Origin of the sequence: Hyphomonas beringensis, assembly GCF_000682755.1 — a bacterium.
Classification (GTDB): Bacteria; Pseudomonadota; Alphaproteobacteria; order Caulobacterales; family Hyphomonadaceae; genus Hyphomonas; species Hyphomonas beringensis.
The window spans coordinates 60,215-74,374 of sequence record NZ_AWFF01000032.1 but is presented as its reverse complement, the minus strand read 5'-3'; the positions used below and the strand labels follow the sequence as shown (position 1 = coordinate 74,374).

The 14,160-nt window shown below is 61.3% G+C and carries 15 protein-coding genes; 8 read left to right on the top strand and 7 right to left on the bottom strand.

Annotation, left to right across the window (positions count from 1 at the left end; genetic code table 11):
- Window positions 1-19: 19 nt before the first annotated feature.
- From HY29_RS07080 to HY29_RS07055, 6 genes are all read right to left on the bottom strand, one after another.
- Complete coding sequence (locus HY29_RS07080; protein ID WP_034794734.1) at window positions 20-829, bottom strand: SDR family oxidoreductase; 810 nt, start codon at window positions 827-829, stop codon at window positions 20-22.
- A gap of 47 nt (window positions 830-876) precedes the next feature.
- Window positions 877-1,734, bottom strand: a complete 858-nt coding sequence (gene nadC, locus HY29_RS07075) for a carboxylating nicotinate-nucleotide diphosphorylase (RefSeq protein WP_034794732.1) — start codon at window positions 1,732-1,734, stop codon at window positions 877-879.
- The gene (locus HY29_RS07070; protein ID WP_034795136.1) at window positions 1,731-3,263 is read right to left on the bottom strand and encodes an L-aspartate oxidase; all 1,533 of its coding nucleotides are present in this window, start codon (window positions 3,261-3,263) and stop codon (window positions 1,731-1,733) included. The genes nadC and HY29_RS07070 overlap by 4 nt, the downstream gene beginning before the upstream one ends.
- Before the next feature lie 15 nt (window positions 3,264-3,278).
- The gene (locus HY29_RS07065) at window positions 3,279-3,746 is read right to left on the bottom strand and encodes a hypothetical protein (RefSeq protein ID WP_034794729.1); all 468 of its coding nucleotides are present in this window, start codon (window positions 3,744-3,746) and stop codon (window positions 3,279-3,281) included.
- A 66-nt stretch (window positions 3,747-3,812) separates the two neighbouring features.
- Entirely contained in the window at window positions 3,813-4,955 is a 1,143-nt protein-coding gene (nadA, locus tag HY29_RS07060) for a quinolinate synthase NadA (protein ID WP_034794725.1), read from the bottom strand.
- Between the two features lie 206 nt (window positions 4,956-5,161).
- On the bottom strand, window positions 5,162-6,568 hold the full coding sequence (locus tag HY29_RS07055) for an amidohydrolase (RefSeq protein WP_034794721.1): 1,407 nt from the start codon (window positions 6,566-6,568) through the stop codon (window positions 5,162-5,164).
- A gap of 156 nt (window positions 6,569-6,724) precedes the next feature.
- Here HY29_RS07055 and rpoZ point away from each other — a divergent pair, with 156 nt between their 5' ends.
- From rpoZ to recO, 8 genes are read left to right on the top strand one after another with little or no spacing between them, the layout of a single operon-like run.
- A complete protein-coding gene (gene rpoZ / locus HY29_RS07050; protein ID WP_034794718.1) occupies window positions 6,725-7,075 on the top strand; it encodes a DNA-directed RNA polymerase subunit omega in 351 nt (116 codons plus the stop codon).
- An 8-nt stretch (window positions 7,076-7,083) separates the two neighbouring features.
- Complete coding sequence (locus HY29_RS07045; protein WP_034794716.1) at window positions 7,084-9,348, top strand: RelA/SpoT family protein; 2,265 nt, start codon at window positions 7,084-7,086, stop codon at window positions 9,346-9,348.
- A complete protein-coding gene (gene pyrE / locus HY29_RS07040) occupies window positions 9,338-9,919 on the top strand; it encodes an orotate phosphoribosyltransferase (protein WP_034794714.1) in 582 nt (193 codons plus the stop codon). Before HY29_RS07045 ends, pyrE begins: the two co-directional genes overlap by 11 nt.
- The gene (locus tag HY29_RS07035; RefSeq protein ID WP_034794711.1) at window positions 9,919-10,674 is read left to right on the top strand and encodes a pyridoxine 5'-phosphate synthase; all 756 of its coding nucleotides are present in this window, start codon (window positions 9,919-9,921) and stop codon (window positions 10,672-10,674) included. Before pyrE ends, HY29_RS07035 begins: the two co-directional genes overlap by 1 nt.
- Complete coding sequence (acpS, locus tag HY29_RS07030; RefSeq protein WP_034794709.1) at window positions 10,671-11,081, top strand: holo-ACP synthase; 411 nt, start codon at window positions 10,671-10,673, stop codon at window positions 11,079-11,081. Before HY29_RS07035 ends, acpS begins: the two co-directional genes overlap by 4 nt.
- A complete protein-coding gene (gene rnc / locus HY29_RS07025; protein WP_051601228.1) occupies window positions 11,078-11,833 on the top strand; it encodes a ribonuclease III in 756 nt (251 codons plus the stop codon). Before acpS ends, rnc begins: the two co-directional genes overlap by 4 nt.
- Entirely contained in the window at window positions 11,830-12,777 is a 948-nt protein-coding gene (gene era / locus HY29_RS07020) for a GTPase Era (protein WP_034794707.1), read from the top strand. Before rnc ends, era begins: the two co-directional genes overlap by 4 nt.
- The gene (recO, locus tag HY29_RS07015) at window positions 12,774-13,505 is read left to right on the top strand and encodes a DNA repair protein RecO (protein ID WP_034794705.1); all 732 of its coding nucleotides are present in this window, start codon (window positions 12,774-12,776) and stop codon (window positions 13,503-13,505) included. The genes era and recO overlap by 4 nt, the downstream gene beginning before the upstream one ends.
- Here the strand turns inward: recO and HY29_RS07010 are convergent.
- Entirely contained in the window at window positions 13,502-14,116 is a 615-nt protein-coding gene (locus HY29_RS07010) for a glutathione S-transferase family protein (RefSeq protein ID WP_034794702.1), read from the bottom strand. The two genes, recO and HY29_RS07010, sit on opposite strands and share 4 nt — an antisense overlap.
- Window positions 14,117-14,160 lie beyond the last annotated feature (44 nt).

Genomic DNA, 14,160 nt, shown 5'->3' with positions numbered 1-14,160 from the left:
CCGTCCCGGAATGGGAAATCTAGTCGCGCGGTGGCACACCATCCCGCACCCGCTTGCGGATGCCCCCGGGCAGCCAGCGGGTCATGAATTTTGCCCGCTCTGCATCCTTGCCGACCATATAGTGGATGTCCTTGCCATGCGCGGCATCCCAGGCGCGTTCGGCGGCCATGGAGACCGGATAGACATTCATGCCAGCCTCGCGCAGCTGGTCAGACATTTTGTGGTTGGAGCCTTCCCGGTCGCCCATTTCCAAAATAGGGGTCTCGACAAACCAGGGCATCAGGCTTGTCACGCGGATATCCAGGTCGCGGAATTCTGCATCAAGCGCTTCTGTCAGGCCCCGCACGGCAAATTTCGATGCCGAGTAAACGGCCAGCTGTGGCGAACCGACAATGCCAGCGGTGGAGGCCGTATTGACGATGCGCGCACCAGAGGTGGCCTTCAGCAGCGGCAGGCTGGCCTGAACGCCATTGATCACGCCCTTCACATTCACATCGATGATGGCATCATTGTCTTCGCCGGAAACATCCTCGAACCAGCCATGACGCCCGATGCCGGCATTATTGAACAGCACGTTCATGGCGCCTTCGGTGGCCTCACCAAAATCCTTCACGGCGGCGCGCCAGTCATTGCGAGAGCAGACATTGAGTCCGGCCATGATGCAGTTGTTTTCGCCAATCTCTTCCTGAACGGCGTTCAATGCGTCCATGTTGACGTCGTAGAGGCCGCAAAACCAGCCGCGCTTGGCGAAAAGCCGGGCCGTTTCTGCGCCAATGCCTGAGGCGGCACCTGTAATGAAAATACTTTTTCGGCCACCTGAATGTGACATGGGCGATTCCTTCCTGCTGTCAGGGACTCATGCCCTTTCAGTCAGTGTCAGGCCACATCCATGCCCACGTCAAGATTGGGGGCGGAATGGGTCAGTGCGCCAACTGAGATGAAATCGACCCCCGTCTCGGCGATTGCGGCCACAGTTTCCAGCGTAACGCCGCCGGACGCCTCCAGTGTGACCCGGCCTTCATTCATCGCAACGGCGCGCCGCAACGTCGCTGTATCCATATTATCCAGCAGCACGGCATGAGGGGCATGTTTCAGCGCCTCCTCAAATTGTTCCAGCGTGTCGACTTCGATTTCGATCATGCGCAGATGGCCTGCATAGGCCTTGGCGCGCTGCATGGCGACCGCGACGGAACCACCGCATGCGGCGATATGATTGTCCTTGATCAGGATCGCGTCATCCAGGCCATAGCGGTGGGCCGTGCCGCCGCCGCAGCGTACGGCGCGCTTTTCCAACGCGCGATGGCCAGGTGTGGTCTTGCGTGTGCAAACAATCCGGGCGTTCGTGTGGGAGACTTTTTCGACATAAGCGCGCGTCATGGTGGCAACGGCGGACAGACGCCCGATGAAGTTCAGCATGGTGCGCTCCGCCGTCAGGATGGAGCGGGCGCTGCCGGACAGTCTGGCCACGACATCGCCGGGCATAATGGCGGAGCCATCCTGCAGGACAATCTCAAGCGAGACGGACGGGTCCACCAGGGTCAGCGCATGCGCAGCCGCATCCAGGCCCGCAATCACGCCCGGCTTGCGCGCGGCGATGACGACGTTCAACTGAGTGTCCGGCGCAATCGTGGCGTCTGTAGTCAGATCTCCGGCGCGGCCCAAGTCTTCAGCGAGCGCCAGGCGCACGATCGGGTCCAGAATGATGCTTGGGAGTGGCGGGGGAACAGGGCTCATGCGGGTATGGGCTCCTCAGTATGGGTATCTTTCAGGATGAACTGCCTGTGCGGTTCGCCTGTATCCGGGTAATCTGACCGGTAATGGCCGCCCCGGCTTTCCTTGCGGTTCAGCGCAGAGGTGACGATCAGACGTGATGTGGTGATCGCACGTGCCGGGCCATATTGGTCGCGCAGCTCCAGGATCAGATTCAGAACCTCTGTCATGCCAGCCTCATTGCGCACCACGCCGCACTTCTCGGACATGGCCTTGCGCAATGTCTGCAACGCGGCATGGGGCAGGGCGGCGGGCACATGGCCTTCGGCGCTGCCCGGATCGGACAGTTTCGCGTCGCGTAGCCTTTCGGCAATTCTGTGAGAGAAAACAACCGCTTCCAGCAGAGAGTTTGAGGCCAGGCGGTTGGCGCCATGTACGCCGGTTGAGGTGCATTCTCCGCAGACGGAAAGACCGTCCAGCGTTGAGAGGCCCCAGAAATCCGGAACAATGCCGCCCATATGGTAATGCGCGGCCGGGGCAATCGGGATCATGTCCGTTCGCGGATCGATGCCTGCGGATTTGCACGCGGCAAAGACGGTCGGGAAGTGTTCTGGGAAGTGGGCACCAACGGCTTTGCGGCAATCCAGGAATGCGCCACGACCAGACATGCGTTCTGTGTGGACCGCGCGGGCGACTTCGTCCCGTGGCGCCAGTTCGGCCAGCTCATGATAGCTCGCCATGAAAGCCGTGCCGTCACGATTGTGCAGGGTTGCGCCTTCGCCGCGCAGGGCTTCGGTGGCCAGCGGCGCCGGATCGCGTCCAATATCAATGGCGGTCGGGTGGAACTGGACAAATTCCAGATCCGCAATCAGGGCGCCTGCCTCCCAGGCCATGGCGACGGCATCCCCGCGCGCTTCGGGCGGGTTCGTCGTCACCTGGAACAGGCCGCCAGAGCCGCCTGTGCAGAGAACGGTTTCACGGGCTGTGCGTGTGCTGAGCGTGCCGTCATGGTCGCGCAGGATAACCCCGGCCACACGGCGGGTTTCATCCTGCAGCAGACCTGTGGCGCGCACGCCTTCAATGATCTGGATGTGCGGCGCGGCGTGCACGGCTGCGACCAGCGCGTCCATGATGGCCTTGCCCGCCAGGTCTCCAGCCACGCGTGCGACACGTGGGTGAGAGTGTGCTGCTTCGAGCGACAGGGCAAGCGCACCATCGGGTGTGCGGTCAAAGGGCACGCCAAGGGCGATCAGGTCTCGCACGCGGGCCGGGCCTTCCTCGGCAATCAGGCGGGCAATGATCGGATCAACCAGGCCTGCGCCTGCGGCCACGGTATCTGCAGCATGCTGCGCCGGGCTGTCCTTGGGGTGGAGGGCTGCGGCAAGTCCGCCCTGTGCCCAGGCAGATGAGGCGGCCTGTCCCAGTGGGGCGGGGGAGATGACTGTGCAGGGGCGCGGGGCCAGCTGCAAAGCCAGGAACAGGCCTGCGAGGCCTGCCCCTACGATCAATACATCATCCTGGACTGGCCCGCGGGCTGTCAGTGTTTGGGGTATGGGGCCGGTCACGGGTCAGGAAATGCCTTCATTGGCGCGGCGAAATTCCGCCGGTGCCGTCACGGCTGAAACCAGTGCGCCGAACATGCGATCCGCAGACTGAATGGTCAGGGTGAAATTGTCCGGTACGTAAATCAGGCCCTCAATCTTGGCTTCCAGCATTTCTTCCACCTGGGAACGGATGGAAATCTGGTTACCAAATCGGCGGGCCTTGCAGGATTGGCGCACGACGGACCGTCCCCACATGGAGCAAACCTCAACAGCGGTTAGCTCGCACTCATACTCGCCCTCATTGGGGTGGGGAGACAGATACATGGTGCCAGACATCATGCATTGCCCATTGCGATAGGGCTTTGTCTGGAAGCTCCACGTGCCGAGTACATCGGCAGGGTCTTCATCTCCATTGGTCCCGGCATAGGCAGGTGTGCTGACCATGAGGACAGCCATTGCCAATGCAGCGAGACGGGTAATGCCTCCGAACATCCTACCTCTCCTTGCGCCCGAAGATACATTAAGCCCGTCCCCATGTTGTGTACAACTGTTTGGCTGCTAGCCGACCATTTCGAGTTCGAGAGGCTCAAGACCGGTCACAAAGTCGAGAGGCTTGTCCATTTTTGGTAGAGCCATCATGGCATCCAGAGCTTTTTTGGCGCGCACGCGCACATCTTCCGGGATCGTGACTTCGTACTCGCCATTGACGAGACAGTCATAGATGTTTTCCAGCGTGATGCGCTTCATGTGCGGGCAAAGATTGCACGGACGGATGAAGTTCACGCCTGGGTTCTCAGCGGCGACATTGTCGCTCATGGAGCACTCCGTCAGCAGAACCACCTTGTTGGGGCTCTTCTCGGACACATAATTGGCCAGCGCAGCCGTGGAGCCGGCATAGTCGGCCGCTTCCAGAACGTCCGGCGGGCATTCCGGGTGAGCCAGGATCACGACGCCCGGATGGGCTTCGCGCAGCTGGTTCACGTCGTCGGCGCTGAACATTTCGTGCACCTCACAGGCGCCCGGCCAGGTCATGATGCGGATATTGGTCTGCGCGGCGACATTTTTCGCCAGATACTGATCCGGCACCATAATGACGGTATCCGTGTTCCATTCCTTGGCGACGGCCTCGACGACCTGCGCCGCATTGGAGCTGGTACAGGTGATGTCGCATTCGGCCTTCACGTCAGCCGTCGTGTTCACATAGGTGACGACCGGATAGTCCGGATACTTCTCCTTGATCAGGCGCACATCAGCGCCCGTTATAGAGGCCGCCAGCGAACAGCCTGCGCGCGTATCCGGGATCAGGACAGTCTTCTCAGGCGCAAGGATCTTGGAGGTCTCGGCCATGAAGTGCACACCTGCCTGCACAATGATGTCGGCGTCCACCTTGGAGGCTTCGCGTGCCAGCTGCAGGCTGTCACCCCGGAAGTCACCCACCAGGCGAAAAATGTCCGGCGTCATGTAGTTGTGCGCCAGGATGACGGCATTTTTCTGTTTCTTCAGGCGGTTGATCGCGGCCACAAGCGGCGCAATCGCTGGCCATTCCATAGGCGTAATGAAGTCCTGAACCAGCGGGTACAGGTCATCCGTTTCGGCCTTGACGGCATCGTCATAGGCCAGACCGCGCGCTTCTGCAGCAGATGCGCCGCGTAGCGGAGTTGGGGTGGGGCAGCCAGGGCCGGAATCAATAAGACGTGCCATTGTCGTCCTCCTTCGTAGCAGATCGACCTTTTGCTCGATCTGAGTATAATATAATCCTGAAACTTCGCGCTTCAAGGGTGTCGGCCTTCAAACGTCCGGAAGCAGGGTAGAGTTGCGACAAAAATTTTATGCTTTTGCGCACTCTGAGCAAAACGGATTTAACGCCCGGAACCGCTCCGGGCAAGTCAAAACCGTTAAATTCTGGCTTAACCTTCGTTAAACAGGCCGATAGCTGCGGCTGTCATGGCCTCTACGCCCGTCGCAATCGTCGGGTCATAATCCGGTGCGAAGTAAGGCGAGTGCAGGGAAGGCAGGGGCAGTTTGCCGGTTTTTGACGCCTCATACTTCGCCGGATCGACCGCGCCGACCCAGAACAGCAGGCCCGGAATGTTTTCACCGGTGCGGCCATACTGGCTGAAATCCTCACCGCCCATGACGGCCGCCACTTCTTTCACATTCTCCGGCCCGATTGCCTTGGCAATCGCTGCGGTGGCCTTGTCGGTCAGGTCCGCATCATTGAACAGGGACGGGGTGTAGTCTTTCTCTACCGTGATTTCCGGCTCCGGCGCATCAAACGCCATCGCCTCGGCCTTTGCGATCCGCTCGATACCGTCCAGCAGCATCTTGCGCGTGGCATCATCATAGGAGCGCACGGTCAGCAGCAGCGTCGCCTCGTCGGAAATGATGTTGTGCTTGGCGCCCGCCTTGAACGAGCCCACCGTCACGACGGCGGAATCCTGCGGATTGGTGTTGCGTGAGACAAGGCTTTGCAGTGCGACAACAATCTGAGAGCCAATCAGGATCGGGTCCCGCGTAGTGTGCGGATAGGCGCCGTGGCCGCCAACGCCTTTCACCTTGATGTCGACGCTGTCCACATTCGCCATGGCATAGCCCTTGGTGTAGACGACGGTGCCGGCCGGGGCTGCGGCGGAGACATGAAGCGCCAGATTGTAGTCAGGTTCGGGGAAGCGGCTGAACAGTCCGTCCGCCAGCATGGCTTGCGCACCCAGGCCTATCTCTTCGGCTGGCTGCGCGATCATGACCAGCGTGCCGCTCCATTCATCCTTGTGGGCTACCAGTTCGCGGGCTGTGCCGATCCAGCTGGTCATGTGAATGTCATGCCCGCAGGCATGCATGACCGGGCTTTCGACGCCTGTCCAGGTGGTGGACTGGACCTTCGAGGCAAACGGGAAGCCGGTATTGTCCGGCACGGGCAGGGCGTCCATGTCGGCGCGAATCAGAACGGTCGGGCCGTCGCCATTGCGCAGAACGCCAACGACGCCATAGCCGCCAACGCCTTCCTTGACCTCGCCAACATCTTTCTTGGCTTTCTCGACAACCCATTCCTGGCCCATGCCGGTGGTCACTTCAAAGCCCAGTTTCTTCAGCTCCGAAGCCATCAGCGCTGAGGATTTGGCTTCCTTGAAGGAAAGTTCCGGATTGGCGTGAAGCTGCTTGTAGATCTCGATCAGTGCCGGGTCCGCATGGGGCAGGCTGCTGCTGGAAGTGCTGCTTTCTGACGGTGCGGCCTCGGCCGATGCTGGTTGCGTGTATCCGGCGCCATAGGCGGCAAGAACAAGGGCGAGAGAAGTCAGGGCAGCATTGCGTAGCATGGGGGTCAGCCTCCGGGTCTGATGTCCTCTGTACCGTAGCGGGGTTTTGCCCTATGCCAAGGGGCGTAAAAATCACCTGCAATCAGCGGTAATCGCTGGGTTGCGCCAGAGTGCTGCGCTGCATATAAGGGGCGGTTCAAAGGAGATTTGCTGCCCATGGCCCGCGTTACCGTTGAAGACTGCATCGAAAAGGTCCCAAACCGCTTCGAGCTTGTCCTGCTTGCTGCTCACCGTTCCCGCATGATTCGCGAAGGTTCGCCGATCACTGTGGATCGTGACAACGACAAGGACCCGGTCGTCTCCCTGCGCGAGATTGCTGATGAGTCTGTCGATCTCAAAGTCGTCAAGGAAGCCCTGATCTCCAACCTGCAGGATATCCGCCCAGGTGAAGAGAATGAGCGCGAAGCTGACCGTCAGGCTCTTGAAGCGGCCCCGACCGCTACAGAAGAAGACGTTATGCGTGCTTACCAGGCTGAGCTGGAGTCCGGACGGGACGACCGGCTGTAGGAGGCCTGATGGACGGCAGCGCCCTTTCCGCCAAGGACAAAGGGGCTGGCGACGAGGCTGGCGCACCGCTTCCGGCTGACGACAAGTCATCTGAACGCGCTGTCATCACGCGTGAGCAGCTCATATCCAAGGTTCGCGCCTATCACCCTCGGGTGAAGTCAGAGCTGCTCGGCTCGGCCTATGATTTTGCCAAGACGCATCATGGCGAGCAGAAGCGCGACTCCGGCGAAGCCTACTATTCCCACCCCGTAGAGGTCGCCAGCCTGCTGGCAGACGTGCATCTCGACGAGATCACCATCGTGGCGGGCCTGCTGCACGATGTTGTAGAAGACACCCATATCGACATTGGAGAGATCGAAGTCCGCTTCGGCGCGGATGTCGCTGAGCTGGTCGATGGCGTCACCAAGCTCGACAAGATTGAGTACAGCTCCAAGGAAGAGGCCCAGGCCGAGAACTTCCAGAAATTCATCCTGGCGACGACAAGCGACATTCGTGTCCTGCTCGTGAAGCTGGCTGACCGCCTGCACAATATGCGCACGCTGCACTTCCGCAAGAAGGCGGCCAGCCGTGAGCGCACCGCGCGGGAGACGATGGATATTTACGGTCCGCTCGCGCGCCGGGTTGGCCTCTACCAGATTGCTGCCGAGATGGAGGATCTGGCCTTCCAGGAACTGAACCCGGAGGCCCGCCGCGCCATCCTCTACCGCCAGGAAGAACTGGCCAAGGAGAATGCCGACGATCTGGAACGCATTCGCGGCGACATTATCCAGCTTCTGGAAATGTCCGGCATCGAACATCGCATCAAGGGCCGCCGCAAACAGCCCTACTCGGTCTGGCGGAAACTGGAGAAGAAATCGATCTCCTTCCGCGACGTGGCCGATTTGTTTGCCTTCCGTATCATCGTGCGATCTGTCGAAGACTGCTACCGAGTGCTGGGTGAACTGCACACTCTGTGGGCCTGCATTCCGGACAGGTTCCGTGATTACATCTCTGTGCCGAAGCCGAATGGCTATGCCAGCCTGCACACGACGGTGCGCGCCAGCGGCAATCGCCGCGTGGAACTGCAGATCCGCACAGAGGAGATGGACCGCACCGCCGAGTTCGGCGTGGCGGCGCACTGGAAATACAAGAACCGCTCCTATGGCTTTGACGTGGAATCCGCACGCGCGGTGGGGCTCGACCCGGCTGCGAACCTCGAAGCCTTTGCTGAGCTGTTGCAGGACGGCGCAGACCCCAGCGAGTTCATGGAACACGCCAAGCTGGAAATGTATCGCGAGCACGTCTTCGCGTTCACGCCCAAAGGCAAGCTGATCATCCTGCCGGCCGGGGCCATGCCGCTGGACTTTGCCTATGCCGTGCACTCGGCTGTCGGCGATACCTGCGTTGGCGCCAAGATCAATGGTGAGGTCAAACCGCTGCGCCGCCCGCTGAAGAATGGCGACGTTGTTGAGATCATTCGGGGCAAGGTGCCCCAGGCGATCCATGGTTGGGAAGCGCTGGCCATTACCGGCCGGGCCCGCTCAGCCATGCGCAAGCTGGTGCGTGACCGCGAGGCGACGGAATTCCGCCGGCTGGGCGAAGGCCTCATCAACATGGCGCTGCGCCGGGCGGGGATTGATCCTGTCGATGTGAAGATGAACCACACGGCGCGCCTGGCGGGCTTTGCGGATCGCGAAGAGATGGACGAGGCCCTTGGGCGCGGCAAGATCAGCTCCAATGATGTGATCCAGGCGGCTTTCCCCGGATATCGTCCGGATCTGGCTGGCGACCCTTCCAAGATGCGTGTGGATGGCGAGCATGCCCCGCTGATGGTGTCGGGCACGGATATGTCACCGGGCGTGACCCTGCATCTAGGTGAGTGCTGTCGCCCGCTGCCGGGTGACCGCATCATGGGTGTGCATGAGCCGGGCAAGGGCATCGTGGTGCACGTCGCCAGCTGCGCAAAACTGGCCGAGTTTGATGACCGGCCGGAACTGTGGATTGATCTGCGCTGGACGGAACTGGCCCGCACGGGCGCCGTCGCCATCGGGCGTATCCGCATCAACGCTTCCAATGAGCGCGGCGTGCTGGCGAAACTATGCGCCGCCGTGGCGCAGGCCAATGGCAACATTACAAGCATCCACACCGTGGACCGGCATGAGGATTTTACCGAAATCCTGATGGATATTGAGGTTGAAGACCTGAAGCGCTTGACGCAGATACTGGCCGCACTCCGGTCGCTCGCTGTGGTCGACCGGGCCGTGCGTGACCAGGAGAGTGAAAATGACGAATGATGATGTGTTGAATGTGTTCCGCGAAGCCGGGGCTTTGCTGGAGGGGCACTTCATCCTGTCATCCGGCCGCCGCAGCCCCGTCTTCCTGCAGAAGGCCTTGGTCTTCTCCCAGCCGGACCTTTCGGAAAAGCTGTGCAAAGCGCTGGCGGAGAAGCTGAAAGCGAAGTTCGGCCAGATTGATGTGGTTGCCGGCCCGGCTGTGGGCGGCATCATTCCGGGCTATGAACTGGCGCGCCAGTTGGGCGCGCGGTCCATCTTTGCCGAGCGCGTGGATGGCCAGCTGCAATTCCGCCGCGGCTTTTCCATCGCTGAGGGCGAGCGTGTCCTGATCGCCGAAGATATCGTGACGACGGGCCTGTCGTTCCGCGAAACCGTTGAGGCGCTTGAGAGCCTGCCGGGCGAAGTGGTTGGCGGGGCCTGCATCATCGACCGCTCCAATGGCCGCGCTGATGTCGGCTGTGAGCTTGTCTCTCTCGCGGCGGTGGACTTCCCGGACTATGACGCAAATGATCTGCCGCCAGAGCTTGCCGCAATGGATGCGGTCAAGCCGGGATCGCGAGGTCTCGCCTGATGACTGACCGTCTGCGCCTGGGCGTGAACATTGATCATGTTGCCACGATCCGGAATGCTCGGGGCGGGGATCATCCGGATCCCATGCGCGCAGCGGCGATTGCGGCAACTGCCGGGGCAGACGGCATTACCATTCATCTGCGCGAAGACCGCCGCCACATCCGTGACGGGGATCTGGATGCCATACGTGCGGCGTCCAGCCTGCCGATCAATCTGGAAATGGCTGCGACCGAAGAGATGACCGTGATCGCCAGCCGGTTTCGTCCGCATGCGGCCTGTATCGTGCCGGAAAAGCGTGAAGAGCGCACGACCGAAGGCGGCCTGGATGTTGCGGGTCTGCACAATCAGATCGCGCCCGTCGTGCGACGCCTCAGCGAAGTGGGCGCGCGCGTTTCCCTGTTTATTGAGCCAGACCCGGTGCAGATTGCGGTTGCGGAAGTGCTGCAGGCGCCGGTCGTGGAACTGCACACGGGTCGCTATGCCGAACTATGGATCGAAGGCGGGCAGGAGGCTGCAGCCGATGAGCTGGAGCGCCTGAAGCGCGCAGCCCAGGAGGCCCGCAAACGCGGGATCGAGCCACATGCCGGCCATGGCCTGACATTCGAGAATGTCGGCCCTGTCGCCGCCATCCCCGAAATTGCCGAGCTCAATATCGGTCACTTCCTGATTGGCGAGGCGATCTTCATCGGCCTTGATGCCGCGATCAAGGAAATGCGCCGCCTGATGGATGAGGCCCGGGACGGGGCGGGCGCATGATCATCGGTATCGGGAATGATCTGTGCAATATCGAACGCGTGGAAAAGACGCTGGAGCGCTTTGGCGAGCGTTTTGAAAATCGTGTCTTCACCGAAACCGAGATCGCACTGGCGCGCCGGCGCCGTCGCACGGCAGAGACCTACGCCAAAAGGTTTGCGGCCAAGGAGGCTTGCGCCAAGGCGCTGGGCACCGGTGTTCCGCGCCGGGGCGTGCACTGGAAACATATGGGCGTTGTGAACCTGCCGACCGGAAAGCCGACGGTTGAGCTGACCGGCGGCGCGGCCGAGCGTCTGGCCAAGATGGTGCCCGAAGGCTATGAGGCTGTCGTGCATCTCACCATCACCGATGACCATCCGTGGGCGGAAGCCCAGGTGATTATTGAAGCCCTGCCGGTGGCAGGCAAATGAAGCCGGCCCGTCCAAAACGCACCCGTCTGCGCAGCAAGGCGAAGCCCGAAATGCCGTCGCTCACCGAGAATGAGCTGAAGGCGCTGCAGGAGATTATCGGGCATCGATTCAAGTCGCCTGACATGCTGATCCGCGCGGTGACGCACCCCAGCGCCGTGTCATCTGCGGACTCTGTGCGCCTGTCCAATCAGCGGCTGGAATTTCTGGGCGACCGGGTGCTGAACCTTGTCATCGCCGAGCGCCTGATTGACCGGCGCAAGATGGAAAGTGAGGGCGATCTTGCCCCGCGCCTGAACAGTCTGGTCAAGAAAGGTGCCTGCGCCACAGCCATGCGGCACCTCGAATTGCAACGCTTCATCATCCTGTCGGATGGCGAGATTTCTTCCGGTGGCCGCGAGCGGGAGTCTACTTTGGGCGATGCCTGCGAAGCTATTATCGGCGCGATCTATCAGGACGCAGGCCTCAGCCAGGCCCGCAAATTCATCGAAAAGGGCTGGGCCCCGCAATTCAGCGCGGCCCCGTCAGAAACCAAGGATCCCAAGACGCTGCTACAGGAATGGGCGCAAGGGCAGGGCCTTCCCCTGCCGGATTACACCGTTCTCAGCCGCTCTGGACCGGATCACCAACCCACTTATGAAGTCGAAGCCAGCGTGACGGATCGAGGCTCTGCTGTTGCCGCGGGCTCGTCAAAGCGCGATGCTGAGCGTAATGCTGCCGCGCTTCTACTGAAAAGCCTCACCGGAGACACATGACAGATACGCCCATCACCCATGCAGGATTTGCCGCCATCATCGGCGCGCCGAATGCCGGCAAGTCGACGCTGACGAACCGCCTGGTTGGCGCGAAGGTGGCCATTGTGACCCATAAGGTGCAGACGACGCGCTTTCCCGTGCGCGGCGTGGCGCAGCGGGATGGTGCCCAGATCGTGCTGGTCGATACGCCCGGTATCTTCGCGGCCAAGCGCCGCCTGGACCGCGCCATGGTCAAGGCAGCCTGGAGCGGCGCGGAAGATGCCGATGCCATCGTGCACCTGATCGATGCGTCTGCCTGGGTGGCCGAGCGCGAGAACGCCCTGACTGGCGCGCAGAAGAATTCGATCGAGGATGATCGCCGCGTTATCGAACAGCTGAAACAATCCGGCAGCAAGGCCTTCCTTGCCCTGAACAAGATTGACCTGTTCCCGCACGACCAGGTTCTGCCAATCATCGCTGAGCTGAATGACACTGGCGTCTATGAAGAGGTCTTCATGATCTCCGCAGAAAACGGCGATGGCGTGGATGTGCTGGAAGCGGCCCTTGCCGCCAAGATGCCGGAAGGGCATGCGCTCTATCCGCAGGACCAGGTGGCCGATTTGCCGATGCGCCTGCTGGCCGCTGAAGTGACACGTGAGAAGCTGATGCTGCGTCTGCACCAGGAGCTGCCTTACCAGCTGATGGTCGAAACCGAAAGCTGGGAAGAGCGCAAGGACGGTTCTGTCCGTGTGCAGCAGGTTGTAATCGTCGGTCGCGACAATCACAAATCCATGGTGCTGGGCAAGGGCGGTTCTGCGATTAAGGATATTGGCCGCAAGGCCCGTGAGGAGCTGTCTGAAATGCTGGGCCGCAAGGTTCATCTCTTCCTGTTTGTGAAGGTGGATGAAAAGTGGCAGGAGCGCCGGGAAAGCTATCAGGGGCTGGGCCTGGAGTTTGATGTTTGAACTGGTCCGATGACGGCATAATCCTTGGCGGTCGCCGCTTTGGAGAAGGTGGCCTCATCCTGGACGTTCTGACCCGTACCCGTGGCCGCCGCTCAGGCCTTGTCTATGGCGGCTCCTCCCGCAAGCGCCGCGCGCAATATGAAGCGGGCAACTCTGTGCATCTCAGCTGGACCGGGCGTCTGGAAGATGCTCTCGGTCGCTTCGATGTGGCAGAGGCAAGCCGCGAACGCGCCGCCCATGTGCTGGACGATGCCGCTTCCCTCGCCGCCATTTCCTCCATTACTGCCATTTTGCGCGGCGGGCTGGACGAAGGCGACGCCGGAGGCTCGGCCCTGTTTGAAGCCACCGAGTTGCTGCTGGACCAGATCGAGGCGCAGGAGATCTGGCCCGCGCTCTATGTGCGCTGGGAACTTGGCCTGCTGTCGGCGCTCGGCTTCGGGCTGGATCTGGAAGAGTGCGCGCTGTCCGGCGCGAATGACGGCCTCACCCATGTGTCGCCGAAAACCGGCCGGGCCGTGCGCGGCTCAGAGGCGGAAGAATATATCGACCGTCTGTTGCGCCTGCCGCAATTTTTGGTGTCCAGCACCGCGCCGGTCGGGCCTGCCGACATTGCCGACGGGTTGAAGCTGACCGGCTATTTCATGGAAGAGCGTCTGTTTGGCGGCCTCAACCGGGGCATGCCGCCAGAGCGGATGCGGCTGGCCGGCCGCATCCTGAAGCGGATCTAGGCGCTGACGCTTGGCCGCTCGCTGATGCGGGCATACCAGGCGCCGACATGCTTCAGATCCGGATTGAGCGGCTGGCCCACCTGATTGCCGAACGCGACAAAACAGAACAGCATGATGTCCGCCAGGCCGAATGTGTCACCGGCAATATAGTCCCGGCCATCGGCCATCTGCTGGTCCAGAAAGGTCATGCCGTCCTGCGCGCAGGCCTTCAGGCCATCGGCGGCCTCCGGCAGACAGCGCATCCGGTCCTTGAACATGGGCAGGCCTTCTGCGCCCCGAAAGGCCGTGGTCAGCGGTTCAATGATCTGCAGGTCCACCCAGCGGGTCCAGCGGCGGTTCTGCGCACGCGCCACAGCGGTATCGCCCATCAGGCGGTCGCCCGGCTGGGTCTCGTCCAGATATTCGCAGATCGCGGTGATCTCTGTCACCAGCGTGCAGTCATCCAGTTCCAGCGCCGGCAGCTGACCGCCCGGGTTCTTTTCCAGATACGCGGCTTTGCGGTTTTCCCCGGCCATGATGTCGATGTCTTCCATCGGCATGTCGATGCCGCGTTCTGCCATGAACATCCGCACGACATGCGGGTTTGGTCCGACCGAATTGTACAGTTTCAAAGCGCTCTCTCCTCTTTTGTTGCGTGCAGTCTTACGTGCTGTGA

Coding starts and splice junctions, on each gene's coding strand:
- HY29_RS07045 (WP_034794716.1), top strand. CDS start 7,084: ATGGACGGCAGCGCCCTTTCCGCCAAGGACAAAGGGGCTGGCGACGAG.
- era (WP_034794707.1), top strand. CDS start 11,830: ATGACAGATACGCCCATCACCCATGCAGGATTTGCCGCCATCATCGGC.
- pyrE (WP_034794714.1), top strand. CDS start 9,338: ATGACGAATGATGATGTGTTGAATGTGTTCCGCGAAGCCGGGGCTTTG.
- HY29_RS07055 (WP_034794721.1), bottom strand. CDS start 6,568: ATGCTACGCAATGCTGCCCTGACTTCTCTCGCCCTTGTTCTTGCCGCC.
- nadC (WP_034794732.1), bottom strand. CDS start 1,734: ATGAGCCCTGTTCCCCCGCCACTCCCAAGCATCATTCTGGACCCGATC.
- HY29_RS07035 (WP_034794711.1), top strand. CDS start 9,919: ATGACTGACCGTCTGCGCCTGGGCGTGAACATTGATCATGTTGCCACG.
- rnc (WP_051601228.1), top strand. CDS start 11,078: ATGAAGCCGGCCCGTCCAAAACGCACCCGTCTGCGCAGCAAGGCGAAG.
- nadA (WP_034794725.1), bottom strand. CDS start 4,955: ATGGCACGTCTTATTGATTCCGGCCCTGGCTGCCCCACCCCAACTCCG.
- acpS (WP_034794709.1), top strand. CDS start 10,671: ATGATCATCGGTATCGGGAATGATCTGTGCAATATCGAACGCGTGGAA.
- HY29_RS07080 (WP_034794734.1), bottom strand. CDS start 829: ATGTCACATTCAGGTGGCCGAAAAAGTATTTTCATTACAGGTGCCGCC.
- HY29_RS07065 (WP_034794729.1), bottom strand. CDS start 3,746: ATGTTCGGAGGCATTACCCGTCTCGCTGCATTGGCAATGGCTGTCCTC.
- rpoZ (WP_034794718.1), top strand. CDS start 6,725: ATGGCCCGCGTTACCGTTGAAGACTGCATCGAAAAGGTCCCAAACCGC.